This is a genomic window from Gelidibacter salicanalis (genome assembly GCF_016469035.1).
GTDB lineage: Bacteria > Bacteroidota > Bacteroidia > Flavobacteriales > Flavobacteriaceae > Gelidibacter > Gelidibacter salicanalis_A.
In genome coordinates, this window is the sequence record NZ_JAEHJZ010000035.1 from 72730 (window position 1) to 99431 (window position 26702).

Here is a 26702-nt window from a genome sequence, read left to right on the forward strand (position 1 = left end):
TATAGAAATTGTGTATATTACCCTAACAGCCATAAAGATAACTGTAGAAATAATGAAAGACAACTTCAAACTGAAACACCTAACAACCATATTACTAGCTGTCTTGTCTCTAGGTAAGCAGATAATCGCGCCCTCTATTGACATTGGTATTCAGTACTCACTTAACGTATGTCTTAAGTGATTGCATTCGTGCGAAACGTTCTTCTCGGCCACTCGACCCTATGTTATAAAATTAACAATATAACTCAATTTAATCTTTTGAATATTTAGTATTATACTAATTACTGCACCAACTCCCCTTTAAAAGCCTTCTGCAACAAACAATTAAATAAATTTTCACTTTCTTTTAGCTCTTGTTGTGCTAATTCTTTTTGCCGTTCTATCAATGCTATTTTTTCTGCGAATTGGTTTTGGAGTGCGATTTGAGGAACTATAATTTCAAATGTCTCTAATTGCTCTTTAGTAATTGACTCTCTTGTTGCTGCATTACTTGAACCTACACCTATAAATTTCACTTTACTATTTGGGGAAATTATTAAGTGTAATAGAAAAACGGGGTTTAATATATTTTTCTTACTTCTTAAAATAGAAACGTGCTGATTTACTCTTGCCGGCAAAATTTCATCGGGAACTATTGCGCATCTTGCAACGGACGCACCAGTTATATTTATTAGCACGTCATCCTTCTTGATTGTAACGTTTTTTAATTTTGCTGCTTGGTCTTCATTGATAAGTGCTAAATCTTTTAGTTTAAATTTATTGTCGTGAATATTTAAACTTCTTATTAATGACATACCTTCTTTTTCATAGGCCTCCTTTCCTCCTCTAGGTGTTGCGCCGCTTCCAATTTTCGTAGTGAGTTTCTTTAAATTTAAGGTGTTCCAATTCATTTGATTAATCACTGGATCCCCAAACATCTCCAAAAATATAGACTGGGCTAGCAAGTCGTATTCTGTGAGTAGTTGTTTGGTTTTATCACGTAAGGCTGCGGCATCGTCTAAAATTTGGGCGATGTTTTGTTGGGTTTTTAGCGGTAGGAGGGGGATTTCTAAAGAACCCAATCTCTTTTTAGTAATTCTTCTTCTAGTAGTTCCTGTACTTTGCCTATCAATCTCACTTCTATTAAATGGGCTATTAATCATATAAGCTAGATAAGGTGTACAGACATCTTTAGTTGGCCGGATAATGCAAACATCGACTGCTGTAACAAACTTCTCTGTCCCTTCTAAAGGAAAAATACAACATCTCCCTAACGGGTCGGGCATTCTTGCTACGAGAATATCTCCTTTTTCTAAAAACGTACATCTTAATTTATTAGCGGTTTCTTTATTCATAAACCTCGCAGATTTATTTATAAAGAACCCATCCCCAATATCAGCAAGTTGAATTAATCGTATTTTGCCTTCTGGATCTTGATCTTTTGATTCTATCCAATCTCCATCTTGAAATAGCCCATCTTTTAAAATATTAGACAATTTATCTTTAACCATTAAGCTTGAATTTGTTTCATTAATAAACCTCTCTCTTCATTGAGCTTTCTCAACCGTTCCATAATTATCTCTGGCTCATCATACTCCACCTCCTCATAAACTATCTCTTTATAGCGGTTGATGGACAAATCCCAATCGTTGGCTTTGATTTCTTTAAATGGCACTAAAAAGGATTGGTCGGTACGTTTGCGTTGGGCTTCGGTAGATTGCTTCGGGTATTTTAATGAGGCAAAACGTTTGATGATATCGGGTAAATTAAACTTGTCGTGTAAGTTTTTAAGGTCTTCGACTGCGCTCAGACCGTCCTCGATATCGCCAAAAGAGAAGGCTTCAAAAACATCGGCATCTACCAATAAGTTACGTTTTTGATCTAAAGATTTTCCGTCTGCTAGCATATCGTAAAACCATACGTTGTCAGTCCCGCCATTATCGGTTTTGATAAATATGATAATGGCAGTACTCACTCCAGAATAGGGTTGAAAAATACCACTTGGTAAGGAAATTACGGCTTCCAGTTTATGGTTGGCTACAATTTCTTCACGGATGCTTGTGTACGCTTTTCCACTCCCAAACATCACACCGTCTGGTACAATTACAGCCGCACGTCCCCCTTTTTTGAGTTGGCGTAACATTAATGCTAAAAATAGGAGTTCGGTTTTTGTGGTATCGGTTACATTACGCAGTCCTGGGGCAATGCTCTCTTTGTCAATGGTACCTTTAAATGGTGGGTTCGCCAAAATCAAAGTATAGGCATCGCTGATGTCATTGTCTTTACTTATGGCATCCACATCGATGATATTAGGTTCTTCCACACCATGTAAGAATAAGTTCATAGACGCAATACGCAACATGGTGGCGTCGAACTCGCTGCCACTAAACATGTCTTTATTGATATGTTCACGATGTTTGTCCAGCTCCGTAACATCGTAGTGTTTGTCAATATATTCTTTAGCCGCCACTAAAAAACCTGCCGTTCCTGCTGCAGGATCCGAAATGGTATCTTCTAAAGTGGGCTGCATCATTTGAACCATCATCTTGATGATATGGCGTGGGGTTCTAAACTGACCTGCTGTGCCACCACCTTCTAATTTAGAAAGAAGATATTCGTAAATATCGCCTTTTATGTCTTGGTTGGACATATCCAGTCGCTCCAATTTTTCCATAACTTGGTCTAAGACGGCTGGCTTAGAAATGCCAAAAGTGGCACCTTTCATATAGGTACTGAACAGGCTTTTTTCACTTCCTAATGAGCGGATGAATGGAAAAATGCCATCGACCGTATTACTGAAAATGGCATGTCGTTCATTAACGTCCATTTCCTTTAAATTCTTCCATCGGAAATCTTGTTGGTCAGCTCCAAAAATGGGTGTAAATTCTTTGTTCAAACGTTTTGACATGCGCTCATTACGGGTTTCGGTCTCATCCAAATCTTTGATAAAGATGAGATAGGTCAACTGCTCAACAATGGTAATGGTATTGGATATGCCGCCCGTCCAAAAGGTATTCCAGATTTGGTCTATTTGTGATTTTAATTCTCCTGTGATCATGTATCGTAATTAGGAATTATTGCTTAAATTATTGAATTTTAGGGTCATGGTTGGATTCCCATGAGTTAACTTTTTGATGGTTAAATCGTCTGTCTTATTGTTTGCCAAACGTAAGTTATTTACAGATGACAACAATGCATCTTTGGTTTTTTGTAGATGAGTCATGGTTTTATCAATCTCATCTATAGCTGTTTTAAATTGGCGACTTGCTAAGTCATAGTTTCTTGAAAAGCCAGTTTTGAAGTCGTTTATTTTATCTTCAAAGTTAGTAATGTCGACATTTTGGTTTCGCACCAAACTTAACTCAGCTTTGTATTGTAAGGATTTCATGCCAGCATTTCTTAAAAGTGTAATGATAGGAATAAAAAACTGCGGACGTACTACATACATTTTATCATATTTGTAAGACACATCTACAATGCCGGTATTATAAAACTCGCAATCCGACTCTAACAGAGTAACTAATACGGCATACTCACAGCCTTTATCCTTCCTATCCTTATCTAGTTTTGCAAAGAAATCTTCATTTTTCTTTTTTGAAGCTGTTAGGTCGTTTTCATTCTTCATTTCAAACATAATAGAAATGATTTCATTACCGTTTTCATCAAGTTCTCTATAGATATAATCGCCTTTGGTTCCTTGAGAAGCATCGTTATCTTTTTCAAAATATGCATTTTGAAATGCCGTTGCTCTTAGCTTATTAAATTCGATTTCGCAATGTTGTTCCAAGGTCTCTCCAAGCATTTTAGTAGAGAGCTTTTGCTTATAGTCTTTTAGACGCTCTATTTCTTCCTCTTTTAGCTTGATAGCTTCATCCTTATGCTCAAGCTTGTTTTTAAATTGCTCCTTTAAAGAGCTTTCCAAAAGCGCTCTTTCAGTTTCCTTAGATTTCAAATCATTGATAAGTTGATCTCTTTCTTTTTCAATAGCGGTGACTGCATTTGAAACTTCTAATTGTCTTTGTAATTCCGCATTTTCGATCTTGGATTGTAAATCATGAATTTGTTTCTCTTTTTTTGAAACCTCCTCAATTAATTCTGATCTACTTCTATGTTTTAATGCTTCTATTTCACTCTGCTTTTCTGCTAATTTTTGTTGGAAAGCAATATTCAATTCAGACTCTTTTAGCTGAAGGGCTGCCTGCTTTTCTTTATTAGCCGACTCCAAACGATTGTTAAGCTCATCTTGAAATTGCTGGTCCCTCACCTGCTTAACAATATCTGTGTAGACACTGTCATCTACCTTAAAAACTTCTTTGCAATTTGGGCATTTTACGTTTGTGCTTGTATTCATAGCTTTAAGTATTAATGATTATGAAACAAATGTATGATTGAAGTGTGCAGAGTGATTGCAGAGTTTATTCGGTGAAAATTTCGTCTATGTATGTTCTTGTACCGTCCGGACTTGGTTTCGTTGTTACTTTTATAATTTGATCAAGCTTTAAAATGTGTTTTTCCATTTTATAATCTGGAATTTTAATTGTCTTAGTTTTATCATCTGCTTCAAAAACACCCCAGCCACTATTTTGAATTTCTATCACTTTCCCGGAAATAGAATCTATTGGCGCAGTAAACTTTCTTAGTTCCCATTTCTCTTGATTTAAATTCTTATCTGGATTATCATCTAAGAAATCTTTCATGTATTCGAGAATATCCAGTAGCAGATAAACAGTGCTCTTATAAAGGTTATGATTTTTACTTAAAGATAGATATTCATCCGCTCGTAGCTTTTTTCCGTTATCATGAGAGCCGTCCTGAGTTATATTTAACAGTCTATAAATATTCTCTGCCACCATGGGATGAATCAATTCTGCTTGATACACATAACTACTATTAAGTCCTGAAAGAAAAATACTTGAGCCATTAATTCCTCCTTCTTCCTTTCTAACTTCATCAGGTATTAATCCGATCTCATTTAATTTATCGAAAAGGGCTTCAAGAATTTTCCTCATAGGATTCAGCATATCCTGGGCTACCTCAATTTTTTCTGGATTCTCTATATCTCTAACCAATTTAAGAACCCTATTGAATTGTTTTTTACCTAAATATGCACCCGTACACATCTCAAAGGGATTAAAATATTTATACTTTAGCTTAGTTAGCTCTCTGTTCTCACAAGCATCTATCAGCATTTTAAAAAGTTCATCTTCATCTTCATCAACACCCTTGTTAAACACATGTGGAAACGCATTATTAAATTCTGGTGATGCGTATGTTGTTGCTTGTCCTGTTAGCACAAAATAGGCAATTGTATTATCCAAATCTCTAATTCTATCTTTTGTCTTATGCACCCACCATGTGTCTTCGGTTCCAGGTACATCAGTTTCATTTTCAAAAAATTTAGCATCTAATAAAACAGCGTCATACTTTGAAAGATTCGTTTCAAGTTCTCCGCAGCCTCCACTCATTGATTTGAATGGCCATAGTTGAATATCATAATCTGTAGCTGTCTTATGAACGGCAGATAGATCTTCATGCTGATCATCAATCCAAAGTACATTGTATTTTTTACTCATTTATCATAGGTATTATTGGGAAACTAAATCTAAAGATAACAGGAAATATATCCTCTTCATTTAAGGTTAACTCCCAATCTGGATTGTCAAAATATGAAGCGATTCTATTAATATCATAACCGCCTAAACCAGAGCCATTATCTACACTGCTGGTAGAAAATTTGGCAATGAATTTTTCTTTACTAAAATTTTCGGGAAAAGGCAACCCATTGTTTTTCATTTCTATAATCATTAATTCTTCTGTGACTTTTAGTTCAATTATTAAAAGATTTAATTTACTAATATTTTTGAATCCATATTTTTCTGCGTTCGAGATGATGTTATCTATTAATATTTGAAATAATGTGAGATTGGCCAATATCGCTTTTCCCTTAATTTCATCATTTGATGCTTGTTCAAAATGCAGGGTGAATTTATCTCGAGAACTTTTAAGACCTCTTAAAACTTTCTGTATGTCTTTAACCGATATAGGAGTTAATTCGTGATTTTCTAATACTAATCCTTTTTCACCCTTTTCGAGGATGGCACTAATGTGATTAATATCTTCCTTAATCTGTATAAGATCATTTATAAGACTCGTTTTGTATCGTTCTGCATATTGTTTTTTAACTTCATCAAAACCGCTAGTATCATTTGATTCGAAAAACCGAATTAAACTTTTAGCATTAGATAAAATATTTTGTCTTGGTGTGCCTAAAGAATGCTTTAATGATGCAAACTCATCAAAACTTTTAACTTCTTGTCCATGGGCTAAAGCATTTCTCTCCTTTTGAAGTACTTTGAATTTTTCAGAAAGTTCTAATATACCCTTGACCTTAGCTGTTTGCTCCTCAATAGTTGGTACATCAATCTTAATTTCAAAAAAATCGTCTCTATTTAAGGATGTTACAGCGCCAGGGTTTTGAAATGCTGCTACCTGCTTAAGAACTTTTGTCGATCTTAATTCACTAATTAAATAATGAGGGTCAACCTTAAAATTATTTGAATGTACTTTAATAGCAACCACGTCTATTCCAATAAAAATTGGCACACCCTTATATTCAAATAAGGTAGGTTTTAGAGATTTCCATCTCATAGAAATAAGAATACAATTACTGTCTATCCTATTAGAATGAAAAGGAAGCTCTCTTTCCTTTATTTCATCTAAATTTAATAGGTAGGAAACGTCATTGTCTTTAAGATTACTAGTACGAACAAATTTTCCCTTAGTTTTATTTTCATTACCAACTCTTTGTCCTCTTATTGGCTGTACTAATTCATATAGCGAAACACCATTAAAATCTTCTAAAAAATATCTTTTAATATTTAAATTATAGTGGTTTTGCCTTACTTGATCGATTGACACTTCCATAACAGTTTTGGAACGACTAAATTCATTTAAGTGATCAAGTAATCTATCTACGTCAAGATGCTTTTCTCGTTTATTTTCATTATTTAGAAAAGAGGAAGCATCAATCAGTTTAATAACTCGATTAGAAATCCTCTTTCGTGTTAAAATCATTATACATACTGGGATTCCGGTATGTTTTAAAATTCCATCAGGTAAAGAAACTATAGTTTCGATTAACCCTTCCTCAACTAAATATTCTCGAAATCTTTGCTCTTCACCACCTTTAAATAGTAATCCTTGAGAAATCACACAAGCAACTTTTCCGTCAAAATTGATAGACTTTAAACCTTTATTTATAACGTAGGTTTCTGCAGTCATTCTTTTCCTGCCAAATTGATCTGCGATAAAAGAATCAATTTTATAATTAAATGGCGGATTAGATACTATTAAGTCAAAATCTTTGAATTCCGGCCAGTTATTTATAGAATCCTCAACCCTGTAATCGATATTAAAAGTTCTGGATTTTTCTAACCTAAGTAATCTCAACTTACCTAATGCCCAAGTAGAATTATTAATTTCTTGTCCGAAATAACTTTCTGCATTATTAAGATATGTGGCAAAAGAAGCTAGTCCCGCAAAGGGGTTAAAGACTTTAGCTCTAGCTGGAATAACAATTAATTCCATAACTAAGCTACTAATTTCATTAGGCAGTAAAAATTCTCCAGAATGTTTACCCTGAATACTTATCAGCCTAAATAATAGGTTCTCAAAAACTTTATTAAATACGGACACTGGAATATTGTTCCCTATTTTATCAAACTCTTCTATCATATCTTGAATAGGCCATTCGGGGATATTATTTATGATAGGCTTATAGATATGGATGATTTCAAAGTATCTAAAATCGTCCTCTAAAGCATAGAACAATCCTTCGTAATCAACCTCCCTTTTTGTAAATTCTTTACCAATGATTCCATCATAGAATGCGGACAAAAGAAATAAATATAGATGGTATTCATCCACAGGTAAAACTTGGCGCAAATTAATTATTGATTGCCAATATTGCTCAGTTAACCTTATCACATCTCTATTTTCCATATAATTACCTTCACTCATAAACTTCAATTAATATAACTTTGCAAATTAACAAATGTAATATGCAATGTATTTGCATAGTTACAAATCATAAAATTGATTCATTGCTTTTGTCTGTTCTCGCATTTTTATTTTTAGCTCTTCTGGTTCCAATACCTCAACATCTTGGCCATAGGATAAAATCTGCTGAACCAACTCATTGTTCATAATAGTATCAAACCAAACTTGATCTTCTTTATTTTCTTCTTCGAAAAACTCTTCGTAATCCGGTTGAAATGGTTTTGTCTTGAAATACTTTTCTCTACCATTGTAAAAACGTAGAACGACTTTCACAACTTCTTCATCTGCTGGTCTTACCACACCCACCATCGTTCTAAAAAACGTATCCCAGTCCTTATCTGACTCGACATAATCCTTATCTTCAAGAACTTTAAAACCAATCAGCCTTTCATCTAATGGGATACTCCATTGCTGAATACTTTTCGAACTATTCAACCCAAATACAAACCACCTTCTGTTGTATTGTTTAAGTATATGTGGATGAAATTCAAAAACCTTCGACTCCTGATATTTGAACCCTTTATAACTAATTTGAAGTACTTCCTTTTTCTTAATGGCTAAATAAAGTGGTTTCAGATGTTGAATACCTTTATATTCTTCGTTTTGGTCGTAAAACAGGATTTTGGAGATTTCCGTTTCTTGATCTTCATCGTCCTGAAACTTGATCAAAGCTTCGGCCAGTTTATCGTACTTAGGATGATTTTCAAAACGACTTAATAACTGCTGCGCGGCATCAATTAAATATTGTTCATGACCCAATAATGGACGTTGTGCAATTGAGAATTTCTGATCGGTATATTTTAAAACACGAATATTATCGGGTAATGGTGCGCCAAAACCATTTTCTTTATCTCTAAATACTTTAAGATCATCTCGCAAAGTTCTAGTTGAAATGCCGTCCCCTGGATATAACTCGGCAATACCCTCATTCACGAAATTCAGTAATTCCTCAAAATTGAAGGACTTATTGCGAAAGCAATAGTCTAGAATATTATATCTTAAATGTGCGTGGGTGCTGTTGGCCATAATAACATTAAAGTCATCACTAAGAAGTTCTAAGAAAAGCTTTTCTAGTCAGTGATTGTATTAATCTATAAATATAGAAATCTATATTTATATAAGATTGAAATTATTGGTATTTGAAGATATGCATAGACCATTAGATTCACACTATTACTTTATGTATCGATTTCTATGGAATCTACACATATCCCAATATCGTTGTGTTAGATATAAATACATTATTATATGCAATCACATGGTTAGTCAATGTCACACTTGTGACACCACTTTTGTTCTGTTTTTCCTAACAAACATGCTCAAATATAAGAAAATAGTATCCTGTGATAATCATTTAATCCAATTAAAAAAACAATGCTGTTATTACATGATACTTAAGAAAATACAGCTTTAGAATCGTCGAAGACAGGAAACAATTTGAGGATATCGACCAAGCAAAGATTGACGAATTCAAAGGTGCTGATGGTAATTCATATGATCATCTATTAACCGCTGGAAAGTGCGTTCCTTTTTGGACTAACTACAATTTTTGATTAAACTCAACATTGGATTAATCCTTAATCCATTTAATCTGTTACTAATTAACTGCGTTTACTAACAACCCAAATGTTTATTTAAAAACAACATTATTCTGTACCTATTCTGTACCCATAGCCATAAAAAAAGCCTCTCAATTTCTTGAAAGGCTTGATTTTGCTAGTAGCGGGAACTGGACTCGAACCAGTGACCTTTGGGTTATGAGCCCAACGAGCTACCTACTGCTCTATCCCGCGATATAATTAAAGTGATTCTCTTAGCTTTTAACTTTCGGTTCATAATGCCGACTGTATCATTTTAGGACTGCAAATATAAGAGCTTTTTTCTAATTACAAAAGTTTTATTCATAAAAACTCCTAACAAATTTATGCTCGAAGTTCAACACCTAACTGCGCTAAGGGTAATCTTCTGTGGTTAAGGCCTCAAGCACTACCTATGAATTTATATTTTTATAATCTAACGTTTTTATAGTTGGAAGCCTTTCGCTACACTGACCAAAATGGTCCGTTCTTAAAGCAACGTTTAAGCTTGGTCATTTTTACTAATCCTTGTCGCCAATAAACACCAAACTCCATTGTTCGACTTTACAAAACCCTCGATGCTTCATACATTATTCCGTTAGAGCTTCAAGTTGTTAAGAAATTTGTCGCCTGTGCCATTTGTCAAATTGCTATTTTTTAGACCGTGGTGGATACCCAGATAATACCTTTGCAACGATGGCCTTAAATTGAATCTCTCTAGCCTCGGGGGTGGCAGTCACATTGTATTTACTCGTGCTGATGGCTTGCCAAAACAGGCCGGATTTAGTTTCATCAACAAATTCGAAGACAATCTCCCTATTTATTTTGGCCTGTCCTACAGGAAGCCCAATCGATACACCACCCCCAACATTTCTTCCGCTCCCGCCAACCCCTACACCTACGTTATTGCGTTGTGCTTCTTGATACTGACTACTCTGAATGTTTATGAGAAAATCTGGTGCATCTGACAAACTTAAACCCTGAGCCTGCAAACCGGAATCTAACGCATCTAAAAGTCGCTTAGAATCCAATTCACTCATGCCCGTGTCCATAGTCTCGTAATAATTGTAAGTTTTATAAGTGCCAAAATCTGTAGCGCTCTCATAATCATAGTTAACGCGCACCGTTGCACAGGAAAACACGACTAAAGAAAGCACCAATAACAAAAGTCCTTTTTTCATGATTTTTATTTTAAAGATACTAAAATTCAGAACGCCATCAAGATTATCACTATCTAATGAAGATATACCCTAAAGAGAAATTGGCTTGAAAAAGAAATTTCTAAAAGCGTTATTTACTTGGTGGCATTGTCGGTCTGACCTCAATTTTACTTGGCAAGGTACGCTCGTTCATTTTAACAAGATCAACCACCAATTCCCCTATATCTTCAATTTGAATTTTCCAAGCATCACTACTATCTGGCTCATTCCCATTAAAGTTGGTCGAAACTGATCCTGGCATTATGGTGCTTACCTTAATGTTGTGTTCTCTCAAATCTAACATCACAGATTGGGTAAAGCCTGTAACTCCAAATTTACTCGCATTGTAAGCAGAACCTCCAGCAAAAAAATTAGTGCCTGCCAAACTGGAAATGCTTATAAAATACCCTTTAGATTTTTTTAGAGCCTCAACACTCGATTTAATGGTATAAAACACTCCGGATAGGTTGGTATCTATAGTTTCTTGCCATTGTTCTGGTGTCAACTTTTCAATAGAGCCAAAGTGACCCAAACCTGCATTGGCTACTACAATATCCAGTTGTCCAAATTGTGCCAATACTTGTTTCACGGCATGTTGTTGACTGTCGTATTTTCTAACATCAGCCACAACGCCCAACGCTTTTGCAGATGATGTAGAAGCGTTTTGAAGATTTTCTGCCGCTTCCTTGGCACGAGTTTCATCTCTACTGGTAATGGCCACATTAACGCCTTCATTCATTAAACTCAATGCAACACCATAACCTATACCTGTAGTACCACCGGTAATTAAAGCAACTTTATCTTTTAAATTTTTCATTTTATCTTGGTTTTACCCAAAGTTACGAAATGAAAAAATGCAGCCTCAGATACAAGTCCTAAAATTGTATTAAAACTTCATTTAAAATGCTACTTATTTTTCTTCTGGCGCTGACTTGTCTACTGAATTGGCCAAGGCTGGGAGAAATGATTTCCTGTAGGAATGGCCACAATACCCAAACCTATAATTAAAATGAAGAATGTAAATACTTTACCCCCCACGGTAATGGGATAAACATCGCCATAACCAACGGTGGTTAAGGTAATTATTGCCCATCATAAACTATCAAAAATGGAGGCGAAATGTTCTGGTTGCGCCTGGTTTTTTAAATATAAAACTGCGCAATGACAGATGAATTTCCAAATTTTAAGTTTACTATCTATAATGAACAACCTCGACCCAAGGGTACGAGGTATCAAGTAGAAGCTCCTTTTTTATTTCGACGCAGAGCGTCGGGGAATAAAACCCAAGGATCCCGCTAAAAAGCGGGATTAGTTCAACTAACAATTTTTAATTCATTGCTTCGCAACTTTTAAAAATTGAGTTTCACTAATTTAAATGTGAGGTTTAAACATTCAACATTTTCCAAAGTTTATCTTTTAGCTCTGTAATTCCTTTTTGTGCAACAGAAGAGATAAACATATATTCGATGGGTAAGGTTTTATCAAGTTCAATTTTAAGCTCTGCTTCAAGTTCAGCATCCAGCATATCGCTTTTAGAAATGACCACAAAGCGTTCCTTATCTAACATTTCAGGATTGTAGCGACGCAATTCATCCAACAAAATTTCGTACTGTTTATGGATATCGGGAGCATCCGCTGGTACTAAAAATAGAAGTATGGAATTACGCTCAATATGTCTTAAAAAGTAATGTCCAAGCCCCTTGCCTTCTGCAGCTCCCTCAATTATCCCAGGAATATCAGCCATTACAAAAGATTGAAAATCACGATATTCAACAATCCCTAAATTGGGCTTGAGAGTTGTAAACTCATAATCGGCAATTTTTGGTTTTGCCGAGGTAATGACAGATAATAATGTCGATTTTCCTGCATTGGGAAAACCTACAAGACCTACATCGGCTAGGACTTTAAGTTCCAACAGAATGTCGCGTTCAGTTAAAGGAATACCCGGTTGTGAGTAGCGTGGCGTTTGGTTTGTTGACGTTTTAAAATGCCAGTTACCTAGCCCGCCTTTTCCACCTTCAACAATGACCTTTTCTTCACCGTTTTCAGTGATCTCAAAAATAATATCGTTGGTTTCAAAATCTCTTACTACGGTTCCCAATGGCACATCAATATAAACGTCTTCACCGTCAGCACCTGAACTTCTAGAGCCACTACCATGGCCACCATGGCCAGCTCTAATATGTTTTTTAAATTTTAAATGGTATAGTGTCCATTGGTTTTCATTGCCTCTAATAATGACATGGCCTCCACGACCACCATCACCACCGTCAGGGCCACCTTTGGTTATGAATTTTTCACGGTGCAAGTGCATAGAGCCTTTACCTCCGTTTCCGGATTGCACGTTCATTTTTACGTAATCAACAAAATTTCCTTCAGTCATGTTCACTTCCCACTATTGTGGCATTTTATGCAATGCATTGTAACAATTTCTATATAAAACGCCACAATTCATTATTCAATTAAATTTATAATCCCAAATTAAGGGTGACCAGCTCAGGAATGTACTATAATGAATCAATCACCTTAATCAATCGGTCTGTAATTTCAGAGATATTACCAACGCCATCAACCCCACAATATTTATCTTGGGCCATATAGTATTCCTTTAAAATGGCTGTCTTTTTGTAGTATTCAGTGATACGGTTTCTGATAATTTGTTCATCAGCATCATCAGGTCTACCACTCGTTTTCCCACGCCCTAATAAACGCTCTACCAAAACCTCATCATCAACCTCAAGAGCAATCATCGCATTAATTTGCGAATCTTTTGCATCCATCAACTTATCCAGAGCTTTTGCTTGGGCATTGGTTCTTGGGAAACCATCAAAAATAAATCCATTGGCACCCGCATTTTTTTCAACTTCAGCATTAAGCATATCAATAGTAACTTGATCTGGCACCAACTCCCCTTTATCCATAAAAGATTTGGCAAGCATTCCTAAAGCCGTTTTATTTTTTATATTATATCTAAACACATCACCTGTGGAAATATGTACGAGGTTATAGGTCTCCTTCAAAAAATTGGCCTGGGTTCCTTTGCCAGCACCTGGAGGTCCAAATAGGACAAAATTAGTCATGTGTTGTGTGGTTTTTAGTTGATATACTTCAGGCAGATCCCTTCCCAGTCCGTCGTAGTCCAATCCGTAACCCACAATGAATTTATTAGGAATATCAATACCGATATAATGTAGTTTAAAATCTTTTTTATACGCTTCAGGCTTATGAAATAAGGTTGCGATTATTAATTGTTTGACGTTTTCATTTTCGAAAATACGATGGATTTCCTCCAAAGTATTCCCAGAATCAATGATGTCTTCAAGAATTACAACCGTTCTACCCGTCAAGTCTTGCGTCAACCCAATCAAACGTTCAATATCCTCAGTAGATTTCACCCCTTCATAGGATGCTAACTTAATAAAGGTAACTTCACAAGGCGTTGGATATTTCTTCACAAAATCACTCACAAACATGAATGACCCATTTAAGACGCCCACAAATACAGGAACTTCATCTTTTAAATTGGCTGATACTTCATCTACCATTCTCTGTATTGCAGCATCAATTTCCTTTTCAGAAATAAACGGCTTAAAATGTAAATCGTGAAGTTTGATCAATGGTTTAGGTTTTTAAAAGATGCAAAGATACGCTTTTTGATTTAAATTTTACCTCTGAAATTTTGTGATTTGATTTACTGTTTTCAGAGTTTAACCGTACTTTTGCGTTATTAATGATCTAAATTTAACTGATTTTTCTCTGTAAGGACTCTAAACATGAATTATTTTTCTTCTCAATTTAAACTTGGTATTCTTGGTGGAGGCCAATTGGGCAAAATGTTGCTTTCAGAAACTCGAAAATTCGATATTTACACCTGCGTTCTTGACCCTAGTGACGAAGCACCCTCAAAAATCGCCTGTAATGAATTTACCAAAGGTGATTTGATGGATTATGACACGGTGTTCAATTTTGGAAAAAACGTAGATGTCCTTACCATAGAAATTGAGAATGTCAATGTCAACGCTTTGGAAGCTTTAGAGAAACTGGGCACAAAAGTATTCCCGTCTTCTCAAACCTTAAGGATTATTCAGAACAAGGCCACCCAAAAATTATTTTATGTAGACCATAAGATCCCAACCGCTGATTTTGTACGATTTGCCTATGTATCAGAAATTGAAGACGCTATTGACAATGGCGGACTCCAATTACCGTTTGTGTGGAAAGCAGCCCAGTTCGGGTATGACGGCAATGGTGTAAAGGTGGTACGAAGCAAAGCCGACTTAAAGGAATTGCAGGATGGCGAGTGTATTGCAGAAACCATGATTCCGTTTAAAAACGAACTCGCGGTTATTGTGAGTCGTAATTCAAACGGAGAAGTAAAAACCTATCCTGTGGTAGAAATGGAATTCCATCCTGAAGCCAACCAAGTAGAATATGTTATTTGCCCGGCAAGAATCAGTTTCAAAGTGGCTAAAAAGGCTCAAGAAACGGCATTAAAAGTATCTGAAGCATTCAATCATATTGGTTTATTGGCGGTAGAAATGTTTCAAACTGAAAATGATGACATTTTGGTCAATGAAGTGGCTCCAAGACCACACAATTCAGGACATCATACTATTGAATCTGGTTACACCTCACAATTTGAACAGCATTTAAGGGCTATTTTAAATCTGCCATTGGGCAAGACAGATCATAAAGTAGCAGGGGTTATGGTGAATTTAGTAGGTGCCGAAGGCTATTCTGGAGACGTACATTACGAACATATAGATAAAATCATGGCAATGGAAGGTGTAACACCTCATATTTATGGTAAAAAACAAACGCGACCGTTCCGAAAAATGGGACACGTCACCATTGTTAATGAAGACTTGAATACGGCTCGAAAAATTGCAGAAGACGTCAAGAATTTAATCAGGGTTATCAGTCTATAATGACGCATCAACTTATAGCTGAAAATCCAGATTTTAAGTTTTATAATCATTAGTGTCCGACAAAGACTTAAGACCGCTGCGCTGAAAGACATGAGACATAAGACTTGATTCGCAAACATTTGAAAATTAAGCCCATCTGATTTTCATCTTTAAGCTCAATAACTAAAACGCCCTTTAGGGCTTTAGCAAGGTGATATATTTTTAAATTTCCCTGACAGCTTGCTGCTGTTAGCAAAATCAAATTGTATAAGATTTTAATCGGACAACAATGTTTTATAATTAAAAAATTTTATGAGCAAAATAGGAATCATTATGGGAAGCAAAAGCGACATGCCAGTTATGCAAGACGCTATTGATATTTTAAAACAATTCAACATTGATGTTGAAGTGGATATTGTATCAGCTCACAGAACCCCTGAAAAATTATTCGATTATGGAAAACATGCACATACACGCGGATTTTCAGTAATTATTGCGGGTGCAGGCGGCGCCGCACATTTACCAGGAATGATAGCTTCCTTATCGCCCTTGCCAGTAATTGGGGTTCCTGTAAAAAGCAGCAACTCTATTGATGGCTGGGATTCTGTGCTATCCATTCTTCAAATGCCTGGCGGGGTCCCTGTAGCTACAGTCGCTTTAAATGGCGCTAAAAACGCGGGCATTTTGGCCGCCCAAATAATAGGAAGCTCTGATGCTCAGGTTCAGGGAAAAATTATTGCCTATAAAGAAGATTTAAAAGCTAAGGTCTTAGAATCGGCTAGAGATTTGAAATAGAAACCCCCGACAAAGCCGGGGGTTTCTTGCTATTAATCAACTAATAGAGGTTTTTTTATAAAACTTCTTTAAAACTATCCGGCAAAGGTAAAATTTATTTTCATTTAGAGCCCTAAAAACCAAGTTAATTATCAGACTGTCACTGTTTTATTGACAGCCCATTCTCACAAACATTGACCATACAATCCAAATTTATGACTATTTTAAACACACCATTTCAAACCACTTATAACACTGCTCCATTTTCTCAGATAAAGGACGACGATTTTTTACCGGCGTTCAAAATTGCGATTGAAGAGGCTAGAGCAGAAATAGATGCTATAATCCATACTGAAGCGGATGCTTCATTTGAAAACACGGTTGAAGATTTAGAATTTTCCGGACAACAATTGGATCGTATTTCCAGTATATTTTTTAATCTGAATTCGGCAGAAACCAATGATACCATTCAGAAGATTGCTCAAGACGTGTCGCCATTGCTATCAGAGTTTAGTAATGACATTACGTTAAACGAAGCTTTGTTTAAAAGAGTCAAAGCCGTTTACGACAGCCAAGACAGCTTAAATTTAACCGTTGAACAGCACACCTTGTTAGATAAACAATACAAAAGCTTTTCCCGAAATGGCGCCAACCTTCCAGAAGATAAAAAACAACGCCTCAGAGCTATTGACAAGGAATTAAGCCAACTACAATTAAAATTTGGCGAAAATGTGTTGGCAGAAACCAATAACTTTGAAATGCTCATCACCAATAAGGAGGAGCTTTCAGGATTGCCAGAAGGCGTCATGGAAGCCGCAAAGCAATTGGCAGAAAGCAAAGAGAAGGAAGGCTGGATGTTTACTTTAGACTATCCTAGCTATATTCCATTTATGACTTATGCGGATAATAGAGCGCTCAGAAAAAAGCTCGCTATTGCTGCAGGAAAAAAAGCATTTAAGGGCGATGCCTTAGATAATCAAGACAACGTTTTACAAATTGCCAAATTACGTTTTGAACGCGCCCAATTGTTAGGCTACAAAACCCACGCTCATTTTGTATTGGAAGAGCGCATGGCAAAAACGCCACAAAAAGTTGAAGAATTTTTAGAAGAATTAGCGGTAAAGGCTAAACCCGCCGCCTTAACTGAATTTAAGGAACTTCAAGAATTTGCGAAAGAATTGAACGGGATAAGTGATCTCCAAAAATGGGACTCCGCCTATTATGCTGAAAAATTGAAACAAAAACGTTTTGATTTGGATGACGAGAAGCTCAAACCGTATTTCAAACTTGAAAACGTTATAGACGGCGCCTTTAAAGTCGCTCAAAAATTGTTTGGGTTAGAATTTGAAGAAATCACCACTATTGATAAATATCACGAGGAAGTCCTTACCTATAAAGTCGCCGATGCTGAAGGCGAATTGGTATCAATTTTTTATGCTGATTTTTTCCCAAGACCAGGAAAGCGTAATGGCGCGTGGATGACCGTGTACAAGCCTCAATTTATAAAAGACAACAAAAAAGAACGCCCACACATTTCTATAGTGTGCAATTTCACAAAACCTACCAAGACCAAGCCATCACTATTGACTTTTAATGAAGTGACTACCTTATTTCATGAATTTGGACATGCCCTTCACGGCATGTTAGCCAACACTACCTACCCAAGTTTGTCGGGAACAAGCGTTTTTTGGGATTTTGTGGAATTACCAAGTCAAGTGTTTGAAAATTGGTGTTATGAAAAAGAAGCATTGGAGTTATTTGCTACCCACTACCAAACTGGAGAACTAATCCCTATGGACTTGGTCAAAAAAATAAAAGATTCTTCGGCCTTTCATGAAGGCATGCAAACCTTGCGTCAATTGAGTTTTGGTCTTTTGGATATGAGTTGGCACGGCACGGATCCAACAGCAATCACCGATGTTAAATCGTACGAATTGAAAGCTTTTGAAGGCACTCAATTATTTCCAGATGTGAAAGAAAACTGCATGAGCACGTCATTTTCCCATATTTTCCAAGGAGGTTATTCTTCCGGATATTACAGCTATAAATGGGCTGAAGTTTTAGATGCTGACGCATTTGAGTTCTTTAAGGAAAAAGGTGTTTTTGATAAAGAAGTGGCTACTAAATTTAAAGATCATGTGCTCTCCCAAGGTGGCATTGAAGATCCAATGGTGCTTTATAAACGATTTAGAGGGAAAGAACCACAACCGGAAGCCTTATTAAGACGCGCCGGACTGATTGAAAAATAGGCCAATTTAAATGAAGAAAAATTTTGATATATAAGACGTAAAAAAATTAATTATGGTCACTCATGCTATGATGAATTTGCTCAATAATTAGGAATTATTTACCTACTTTTGATACAAACTGCTATAGAAACAGATGTCAGAACATCCAATCAACCCAAATAAGTGGATTGAACTTTACTCAGATTATCTCTTTAATTATACTATTACAAGAGTTAATGACCGAGAGATCGCCAAAGATCTAATTCAAGACACTTTTTTTGCTGGCTTAAAGTCAATGAAAAACTTCAAAGGCGAAGCCAGTGAACGTACTTGGCTTATTTCTATCTTAAAGCGAAAGATTATTGATTATTACAGAAAAATAAATTCCACCAAAGGTCAGGCTGAAGTCCGAATGACCTACAGCAATTCAGAAGATCATGAAGGCGATTGGCTTGAAGAGCGCGTAGAGGATGAAGGGTATTTAAACGCTCAAGAAACACTAGAAAACACTGAACTTGGTGACGCCATCTATGACTGTATGGATAAATTAACAGAAAAGCAAGCTAGAGTCTTCAAAATGAAGACCATATTAAATTATGAAACTGAGACGATCTGTAATGAATTAAAAATCACTCCGTCTAACTTATGGGTTATTATTCACCGTGCTAGAACTGCTATGGCAGAATGCATGGAAAAAAACTGGTTATAATTTAGCATGTCAAAATCATTTTTTATTTCAAAAGAAGACGCATTCCATATATGTGACAAATCACAATACAAGGAATCAACCCTATGGGAAAAGGTAAAGTTAATGTTTCGCTGCATTTATTGCCGCAATACCCGTTTTTATGTAAGTCGCAATACCAAATTGACTGAAGCCATCAAAACTTCAAGACTTGACTGTTTAAAAGAACATGAGCGCCAAATGCTGGAGGCGCAATTGAAAAAACATTTAAAAAACGAAGTGTAATATCAACCAGAGAATAGGTACACCTTCCACCCAAAACGAACTGTAATAATCAGGTCTTTTTTTATTGGAAAACACAATAAACAGCACCGTTATAAAAGTTACTGCTAAGGTCAATAAGATCAGTTTAGGCGTTAATTCTTCTTTTGCAAACTCTAACACTAAAAAAACCATAGCCAATAGCACCCCTATAATTTTTGTGTTTTTAACCCCTATTTTCTGCGGAATGGTGGCCAATTTCAAGCTGTCATATTGTAAATCCCTTATTTCAAAGGGCAGCATTAAGAGCATCACCAACAAAAAACGCTGAATGGCCGTTAGCCAAACATCTATATTAAAGGGCATTGTACTATTTAATACAGGAAGCAAAACGGTTACTCCTGCCCAAACCAGCGCAATAACATACACTTTTAGACCTCCAATATTTCTGAGGTTTTTTTGCTGATCCATAAACAGGTAGCGTGGTAAGAAAGGAATGGCATAAAAAAAGGTTACCAACCCAAAAACTGCGATATAAATTAAAGTTCGAAGTTCCAACTGCAAGCCAAACCAAACCATAAACACGAAGCATAGCAATGAAAATACTTGGATTATTTTCAGCCATTCTGCCAAGCTTCGGTGGTGAAATCTCGCCAATCCAAAATACTTTACAAAATTATAACCGGTAATAGTGGAAAAATAAACGAAGAAAAGCAAGGGCCAATCCGGTACTAAATGCAGTTCCAAAAGCGTGACGTACGTCATTGAAAGTACAGCTAAAGCCACATGCATACTACTATTGATATAAAAATCGAATAACGACCATAAACGCTTCATTTTACAAAAATAAGCAATGTGTTAATAAGAGTTTCAATTGGTTAAAAACTTTAGTTTTACTTCACTAAAAATGGTCTTTAATTCCGTAAATTTGCGCTTCAAAACACAACTATATTTTAATGAATACAAACGCTTTTGCTCTTCGACATATTGGTCCTGATGACAACGACCAAAATCAGATGCTCAAAACCATTGGAGTTGATAGTTTAGATCAACTTATTTTTGAAACCATTCCTGACGATATCCGCTTGAAAAACGGATTGAATCTTGATGAACCAATGACGGAATATGAGTATTTAAATCACGTTCTTGAACTTTCAAAAAAGAACAAAATCTTTAAATCCTATATTGGTTTAGGCTACCACCCTACTATTGTACCGGCTGTCATACAGCGTAACGTACTTGAAAATCCGGGTTGGTACACCGCCTATACACCTTACCAAGCTGAAATTGCCCAAGGCAGACTGGAAGCGCTTTTAAATTTCCAAACCGTCATTACTGATTTGACAGGAATGGAAATTGCCAATGCTTCTTTATTGGATGAAAGCACTGCTGCTGCTGAGGCCATGAGCTTATTGTTTGCCGTTCGCGATCGTGATCAGAAGAAAAAAGGTGTCAATAAATTTTTTGTTTCTGATGCTATTTTACCCCAAACATTATCTTTGTTACACACCAGATCAGCGCCTATTGGCATTGAATTGGTAGTTGGTTGTGAGGATGATTTTAGTTTTTCGTCAGAATTTTTTGGTGCTATCTTACAGTATCCAGGAAAAGACGGATTGGTAAGTGACATCAAATCGTTTATAGAACAAGCAAACGCCAACCAAATAAAAGTGGCCGTTGCCGCGGATATTTTGAGTTTGGTAAAATTGGAAGCCCCAGGCAAATTTGGTGCTGACGTAGTTGTCGGAACAACGCAACGCTTTGGCGTTCCTATGGGTTATGGTGGGCCACATGCCGCTTATTTTGCTACAAAAGAAGCCTACAAACGCGATTTGCCAGGACGTATTATTGGCGTGACCAAAGATATGAATGGCAACAGAGCCTTGCGCATGGCCTTACAAACACGCGAACAACACATAAAACGTGACAAAGCAACTTCAAACATCTGTACTGCACAAGTGCTTCTGGCGGTTATGGCGAGCATGTATGCCGTTTATCACGGTCCTAAAGGACTAAGATTTATTGCTGACAAAGTACACAATACTGCTTCAAGTGTAGCCAAAGCTTTAACTCAATTAGGCTATAAACAAAAAAATACATCGTTTTTTGATACCATCAAAATTGAGGCGAATGCTGATAACATTAAAAAGATTGCAGAACGTCATGAAGTGAATTTCTACTATCCTAATGCAGATACCATCACGATTTCAATCAATCAAACAACATCTTTAAAAGATGCCAATGAAATTATTGCAATTTTTGCTGAAAATCGTCAGAAAGACACCATTATTCTATCAGAAATTGAAGATGCTAACTGCATCACTGAAGCCTTACAACGTCAGTCAGAATTTTTAACTTTAGACGTATTCAACAAGCACCATTCTGAAACTGAATTGATGCGTTATATTAAAATGCTGGAGCGCAAAGATTTATCTTTAAACCACTCGATGATTGCTTTAGGGTCTTGTACGATGAAACTTAACGCTGCCGCAGAAATGTTGCCGTTAAGCTGGCCCAACTGGGGAAGTATTCATCCCTTTTGCCCAATTGAACAAGCTGAAGGCTATCAGATTGTACTAAAAGCTCTTGAAGACCAACTCACGGAAATTACAGGTTTTGCGGGTACGTCCTTACAACCAAATTCTGGTGCACAAGGTGAATATGCAGGATTGATGGTAATTAAAGCGTATCATGAATCACGCAATGAAGGTCATCGTAACATTTGTTTAATTCCTTCTTCAGCTCACGGCACCAACCCTGCAAGTGCGGTTATGGCGGGAATGAAAGTTGTAGTGACCAAATCTACTGAAGAAGGAAATATCGATGTAGATGATTTGCGTGAAAAAGCGATTAAACACAAAGATAATTTATCATGTTTGATGGTGACCTATCCATCAACTCATGGTGTTTACGAATCTGCAATTAAAGAAATTACCCAATTAATTCATGACAATGGAGGCCAAGTTTATATGGATGGCGCCAACATGAATGCACAAGTTGGATTGACCAATCCGGGTAACATCGGCGCAGATGTATGCCATCTTAATTTACACAAAACCTTTGCCATACCTCATGGTGGTGGCGGACCGGGTGTTGGACCAATTTGTGTGGCAGAACAGTTAGTTCCGTTTTTACCGGGCAATCCTGTGATTAAAACTGGTGGTGATAAAGCCATAACGGCCATTTCTGCGGCGCCATTTGGATCCTCTTTGGTATGTTTAATCTCTTATGGGTATATCAAAATGTTAGGCGCTGAAGGATTGACCAAAGCAACAACCACAGCCATTTTAAATGCCAACTATATCAAACAGCGCTTACAAGGCCAATTTGATACCTTGTATTCCGGAGAACGTGGACGTGCAGCTCATGAAATGATTGTAGACTGTCGCCCATTTAAAGAAAATGGTATCGAGGTTACTGATATCGCAAAACGTTTGATGGATTATGGATTCCATGCACCAACCGTATCCTTCCCAGTGGCAGGAACATTGATGATTGAACCTACTGAAAGCGAAAGTAAAGAAGAGATGGATCGGTTTTGTGATGCCATGATTTCTATCAAGAAAGAAATTGACAACGCTTCAAAAAACGATGATCAGAATGTGCTTAAAAATGCACCACATACTTTGGCAATGCTAACATCTGATCAATGGGACTTCCCGTATTCAAGAGAAACGGCAGCTTATCCATTAGATTATATCCAAGATAATAAGTTTTGGCCAACCGTAAGACGTGTTGACGATGCTTATGGCGATAGGAACTTAATCTGTACGTGTGCGCCTATTGAAGATTATATGGAGGCTTAAGAGTATCATATTTTACACTTTAGAGCGCTCTTTAAAATTTTAAATGAGCGCTCTATTGTTGATTTATATTTGTATAAAGGATTTTTTTAATAATTTGGCAAAAAAGACTAAAAAAGCCAACAATTAGCTGTATTCAAAACGATTATTAAGTACATTAGTAAATTGAACAAATTTAAAGACAATGGCAACAAAGATTACTGGTACCGGTAGCTATATCCCAGAAAGTATCGAAAAAAATGAAGACTTTCATAACCATCAATTTTTAAATGTTGACGGCTCTAGTTTAACACATCCCAATTCTGTAATTATTGAGAAATTTAAGGCTATTACAGGAATTAACGAACGCCGTTACGCTTTTGATCATTTAACGTCTTCTGACTTGGCATTTTTTGCTGCAGAAAAAGCAATCGCTAATGCGGGTATTGATCCGGAAGAATTGGATTATATCATCATGGCACATAATTTTGGTGATGTCAAACACAATACGGTGCAAACCGACGTCTTGCCATGTTTAGCCTCAAGGGTTAAGCACAGTTTAAGGATCAAAAACCCTAAATGTGTTGCTTATGATATTCTTTTTGGATGTCCTGGTTGGATTGAAGGTGTTATCCAAGCTAATGCGTTTATAAAAGCAGGTATCGCTAAAAAGTGTTTGGTAATTGGTTCTGAAACGTTATCCCGGGTGGTAGATAAACACGATCGTGATTCGATGATTTATAGTGATGGCGCTGGCGCGACAGTTATTGAAGCTACAGATGAAGAAGGGGGTATCTTAGCCCATGAAACTGGAAGCTATACGTATGATGAAGCCTATTACCTGTTTTTCGGAAATTCCAATAATAAAGAGTTGTGCCCTGACACGCGCTATATTAAAATGGATGGCCGTAAAATTTACGAATTCGCTCTAAAGCATGTGCCACTAGCCATGAAAACCTGTCTGGATAAAGCCAATCTTGATATCAAAGATGTTAAAAAAATATTCATTCACCAAGCCAATGAAAAGATGGATGAAGCCATTCTGAAACGCTTCTACAAACTTTACGATGCTGAAATTCCTGAAGGCATTATGCCTATGAGTATTCAGGAATTAGGAAACAGTTCTGTGGCCACAATTCCTACCCTTTTTGATCTGGTCAGAAACAATAAGATAGCAAACCAGAGCGTGAATAAAGGTGATATTATCATGTTTGCCAGTGTTGGTGGAGGCATGCATATCAATACCATAGTTTATCAATACTAAAATGAAAATTGGTGTTGTTGTAGATAATGAATTTGACCATGACCACCGTGTTCAAAAAGAAATACGTTTGTTGCAACAAGAAGGCCACAGCATTTCTGTACTCTGTTTTGATTTCAAAAAAACCTATAAAACTTATCCTAATCTTATTGTAGAAAGGGTTAGAATTCCCCGAAAAGTACGCGACTTACTTGTACTATTAAGCACAAATTTCAACTTTTACGAAGCGTTGTGGCAAAAACATATTACTACATTTATCAGTAAACATAAGTTGGACGCTTTACATGTGCACGACCTTTATTTAGCTAAAGCGGCCAGCAAAGGAATTCAACACTCACAACACGATATTCCGCTCACTTTAGATTTACACGAAAACTACCCTGCTGCCATTAACTCTTATGAATGGGCTATTAAAGGATGGCGAAAATATGTAGTGCAGCCTCAAAAATGGTATCACAAAGAAGGCGACTATTTAAAATACGCTGACCATCTGATTGTTTTGAGCGATTCTTTTAAACAGGATCTGACCCAGCGGTTTCCGTTTTTAGAATCTAACACCATTTATGTGCATCCCAACATGCCGGATTTTGAAAGCTATCAAGCCTTTGAAAAAACAGATTATGCTGTAGCTTTCGATTCTGATTTACCAACCCTGTTTTACTTTGGGGTGGTTGCCAAACGCAGAGGAATCATGGATGTTTTACCTTGGATTATTGAGCTTCTGGAAGAAGGAACGCAGTTTCACACACTTATTATTGGACCAACGGATAAGGCTGATAAAAGCAGGTTCCAAAGCTTTATTGATCACCCGGTGTTAAAGGATTATATCACGTATATTCCTTGGGCAGATGTAAAATACCTTCCTGCCTACCTGAAGAAAATATCGATTGGTTTAGCGCCATTTCAAGTTAATGCCCAACACGATTCGGGCGTTGCCAATAAATTATTTCAGTATATGTATGGTGAAATCCCGATATTGGCCACCAAGTGCAAGGCACAGCAGCAACTCATAGAAAGTTCAGCATCTGGATTACTTTACAGCACCAAAGAAGAATTTAAGCAGGCAGTGCATGAATTGATAACAAGTAAATCTTTACGTGCAGAACTTGGGGCCAATGGTAAGAAAAAATTGCTTGCCCTTTATGAAAACAAAACAGACCGACAATTTTTAAACATTTATAAAGAACTTAATTAAAACTCCAGCCTTTATAGCTGCTTGAGGCTTCCAATTTATCTTCAAGTGCATCTTCCAACTCAGGAAAGAAATCAATACCCGTTAACACCTCTACAGAATCTACAGGCACCACAAAATTGTATAAGGGTTCCTCAGAATCGCGATGTGGCATTAAAAACGCAATCATTTTTTCATGTTCTGCATCATAAATTACTTTATAAAACTGATTAGGCACGGCAACCCTCTCGTTTCCTATGGTTTCCAAATCGCCTTTTAAAACACCACCCGTAACCACAAATACACCATCATATTTGCGAGCCCAATAACGCACTTTTTGTTCTAAGGTATTCCAAATGCCCGAATTAAAGTCATGGGTCTGGGGGCTAATGTTACTTGTCAAGAACGTTTCGTCATAGGCCTCCTTAGTATAGCTTTTGTCTCCTGCAGGACAGAGATGTCCGCGGTCATAACCAGAATTTTTATAATTACGCCAACTTGCGGCTCCTGTTTTGACCGCTAGATCAACTTCAAAATACGGCCGCTTAAAGTTTGATTTGGAAAGGTGCGATTTCTTAAGTTCATAGGCCACCCATTCTGCCTGTTCATGGGGCTCACTATAAGATAAGGAATAGCCGTTGTGATGGACCACTTGACCGGTTGTACTTGTGGGCAAATAAAAAGTTCTGCTTTCTGACTTGACACTTGCCCCTTCCCTTACACTTTCCGCGACATCTTTTTCATTAATAAAATGCTCATAGCCATATACGCCTATAACAAGAAGTATCGCGAGAATTCCGTAAAGTTTTCTTTTTCTCAA

The 26702-nt window shown here is 36.6% G+C and carries 20 protein-coding genes, 1 tRNA gene and 1 pseudogene; 8 read left to right on the forward strand and 14 right to left on the reverse strand.

Going from position 1 to position 26702, the window contains the following annotated elements; genetic code table 11:
• Positions 1 to 281 precede the first annotated feature (281 nt).
• From JEM65_RS14655 to JEM65_RS14710, 12 genes and pseudogenes are all read right to left on the reverse strand, one after another.
• Entirely contained in the window at positions 282 to 1490 is a 1209-nt protein-coding gene (locus JEM65_RS14655) for a restriction endonuclease subunit S (RefSeq protein WP_199601017.1), read from the reverse strand.
• Positions 1490 to 3037 carry a type I restriction-modification system subunit M gene (locus tag JEM65_RS14660; protein WP_199601019.1) on the reverse strand — a complete coding sequence of 516 codons (1548 nt, stop codon included), beginning with the start codon at positions 3035 to 3037 and terminating at the stop codon, positions 1490 to 1492. Before JEM65_RS14660 ends, JEM65_RS14655 begins: the two co-directional genes overlap by 1 nt.
• A gap of 9 nt (positions 3038 to 3046) precedes the next feature.
• Positions 3047 to 4330 (reverse strand): DUF2130 domain-containing protein, encoded by a 1284-nt coding sequence (locus JEM65_RS14665; protein WP_199601021.1) that lies wholly within the window; start codon positions 4328 to 4330, stop codon positions 3047 to 3049.
• Positions 4331 to 4394: 64 nt separating this feature from the next.
• The gene (locus JEM65_RS14670; protein WP_199601023.1) at positions 4395 to 5552 is read right to left on the reverse strand and encodes a hypothetical protein; all 1158 of its coding nucleotides are present in this window, start codon (positions 5550 to 5552) and stop codon (positions 4395 to 4397) included.
• Positions 5545 to 7998, reverse strand: a complete 2454-nt coding sequence (locus JEM65_RS14675) for an N-6 DNA methylase (RefSeq protein WP_199601032.1) — start codon at positions 7996 to 7998, stop codon at positions 5545 to 5547. Before JEM65_RS14675 ends, JEM65_RS14670 begins: the two co-directional genes overlap by 8 nt.
• Positions 7999 to 8058: 60 nt before the next feature.
• Positions 8059 to 9063 carry a helix-turn-helix transcriptional regulator gene (locus JEM65_RS14680; protein WP_199601034.1) on the reverse strand — a complete coding sequence of 335 codons (1005 nt, stop codon included), beginning with the start codon at positions 9061 to 9063 and terminating at the stop codon, positions 8059 to 8061.
• Positions 9064 to 9757: 694 nt separating this feature from the next.
• Positions 9758 to 9830, reverse strand: a tRNA-Met gene (locus tag JEM65_RS14685).
• 434 nt (positions 9831 to 10264) lie between these two features.
• The gene (locus JEM65_RS14690) at positions 10265 to 10795 is read right to left on the reverse strand and encodes a DUF4136 domain-containing protein (protein ID WP_199601036.1); all 531 of its coding nucleotides are present in this window, start codon (positions 10793 to 10795) and stop codon (positions 10265 to 10267) included.
• Positions 10796 to 10904: 109 nt separating this feature from the next.
• Positions 10905 to 11630 carry an SDR family oxidoreductase gene (locus JEM65_RS14695; RefSeq protein ID WP_199601038.1) on the reverse strand — a complete coding sequence of 242 codons (726 nt, stop codon included), beginning with the start codon at positions 11628 to 11630 and terminating at the stop codon, positions 10905 to 10907.
• A 93-nt stretch (positions 11631 to 11723) separates the two neighbouring features.
• Positions 11724 to 11953: pseudogene (locus tag JEM65_RS23580) on the reverse strand (potassium channel family protein); the annotation flags it as partial.
• A gap of 244 nt (positions 11954 to 12197) precedes the next feature.
• Positions 12198 to 13196 carry a GTPase ObgE gene (gene obgE, locus JEM65_RS14705; RefSeq protein ID WP_199601040.1) on the reverse strand — a complete coding sequence of 333 codons (999 nt, stop codon included), beginning with the start codon at positions 13194 to 13196 and terminating at the stop codon, positions 12198 to 12200.
• A 124-nt stretch (positions 13197 to 13320) separates the two neighbouring features.
• On the reverse strand, positions 13321 to 14430 hold the full coding sequence (locus JEM65_RS14710; protein WP_199601042.1) for an adenylate kinase: 1110 nt from the start codon (positions 14428 to 14430) through the stop codon (positions 13321 to 13323).
• Positions 14431 to 14586: 156 nt separating this feature from the next.
• Between JEM65_RS14710 and JEM65_RS14715 the strand changes: the two genes are divergently transcribed.
• The 5 genes from JEM65_RS14715 to JEM65_RS14735 all read left to right on the forward strand — a co-directional run bounded on the left by JEM65_RS14715 (position 14587) and on the right by JEM65_RS14735 (position 19692).
• Positions 14587 to 15741 (forward strand): 5-(carboxyamino)imidazole ribonucleotide synthase, encoded by a 1155-nt coding sequence (locus tag JEM65_RS14715; RefSeq protein WP_199601044.1) that lies wholly within the window; start codon positions 14587 to 14589, stop codon positions 15739 to 15741.
• 291 nt (positions 15742 to 16032) lie between these two features.
• Positions 16033 to 16515 (forward strand): 5-(carboxyamino)imidazole ribonucleotide mutase, encoded by a 483-nt coding sequence (gene purE / locus JEM65_RS14720; RefSeq protein ID WP_199601046.1) that lies wholly within the window; start codon positions 16033 to 16035, stop codon positions 16513 to 16515.
• Positions 16516 to 16709: 194 nt separating this feature from the next.
• Positions 16710 to 18743: a M3 family metallopeptidase gene (locus tag JEM65_RS14725; RefSeq protein ID WP_199601048.1), complete on the forward strand. Its 2034-nt coding sequence runs from the start codon at positions 16710 to 16712 to the stop codon at positions 18741 to 18743.
• A 133-nt stretch (positions 18744 to 18876) separates the two neighbouring features.
• The gene (locus JEM65_RS14730) at positions 18877 to 19431 is read left to right on the forward strand and encodes a sigma-70 family RNA polymerase sigma factor (RefSeq protein WP_199601050.1); all 555 of its coding nucleotides are present in this window, start codon (positions 18877 to 18879) and stop codon (positions 19429 to 19431) included.
• Positions 19432 to 19437: 6 nt separating this feature from the next.
• A complete protein-coding gene (locus tag JEM65_RS14735) occupies positions 19438 to 19692 on the forward strand; it encodes a hypothetical protein (RefSeq protein ID WP_199601052.1) in 255 nt (84 codons plus the stop codon).
• Here JEM65_RS14735 and JEM65_RS14740 read toward each other — a convergent pair.
• Complete coding sequence (locus tag JEM65_RS14740) at positions 19675 to 20505, reverse strand: hypothetical protein (protein WP_199601054.1); 831 nt, start codon at positions 20503 to 20505, stop codon at positions 19675 to 19677. The genes JEM65_RS14735 and JEM65_RS14740 overlap by 18 nt on opposite strands.
• 119 nt (positions 20506 to 20624) lie before the next feature.
• Here JEM65_RS14740 and gcvP point away from each other — a divergent pair, with 119 nt between their 5' ends.
• The 3 genes from gcvP (at position 20625) to JEM65_RS14755 (ending at position 25906) form a co-directional block, all read left to right on the forward strand.
• Complete coding sequence (gene gcvP, locus JEM65_RS14745) at positions 20625 to 23474, forward strand: aminomethyl-transferring glycine dehydrogenase (protein ID WP_199601062.1); 2850 nt, start codon at positions 20625 to 20627, stop codon at positions 23472 to 23474.
• Positions 23475 to 23655: 181 nt separating this feature from the next.
• The gene (locus tag JEM65_RS14750) at positions 23656 to 24714 is read left to right on the forward strand and encodes a 3-oxoacyl-ACP synthase III family protein (RefSeq protein ID WP_199601064.1); all 1059 of its coding nucleotides are present in this window, start codon (positions 23656 to 23658) and stop codon (positions 24712 to 24714) included.
• Position 24715: 1 nt separating this feature from the next.
• The gene (locus JEM65_RS14755; protein WP_199601066.1) at positions 24716 to 25906 is read left to right on the forward strand and encodes a glycosyltransferase family 4 protein; all 1191 of its coding nucleotides are present in this window, start codon (positions 24716 to 24718) and stop codon (positions 25904 to 25906) included.
• On the opposite strand, the gene JEM65_RS14760 is transcribed toward JEM65_RS14755, so the two are convergent.
• A complete protein-coding gene (locus JEM65_RS14760; RefSeq protein ID WP_199601068.1) occupies positions 25899 to 26702 on the reverse strand; it encodes a DNA/RNA non-specific endonuclease in 804 nt (267 codons plus the stop codon). The genes JEM65_RS14755 and JEM65_RS14760 overlap by 8 nt on opposite strands.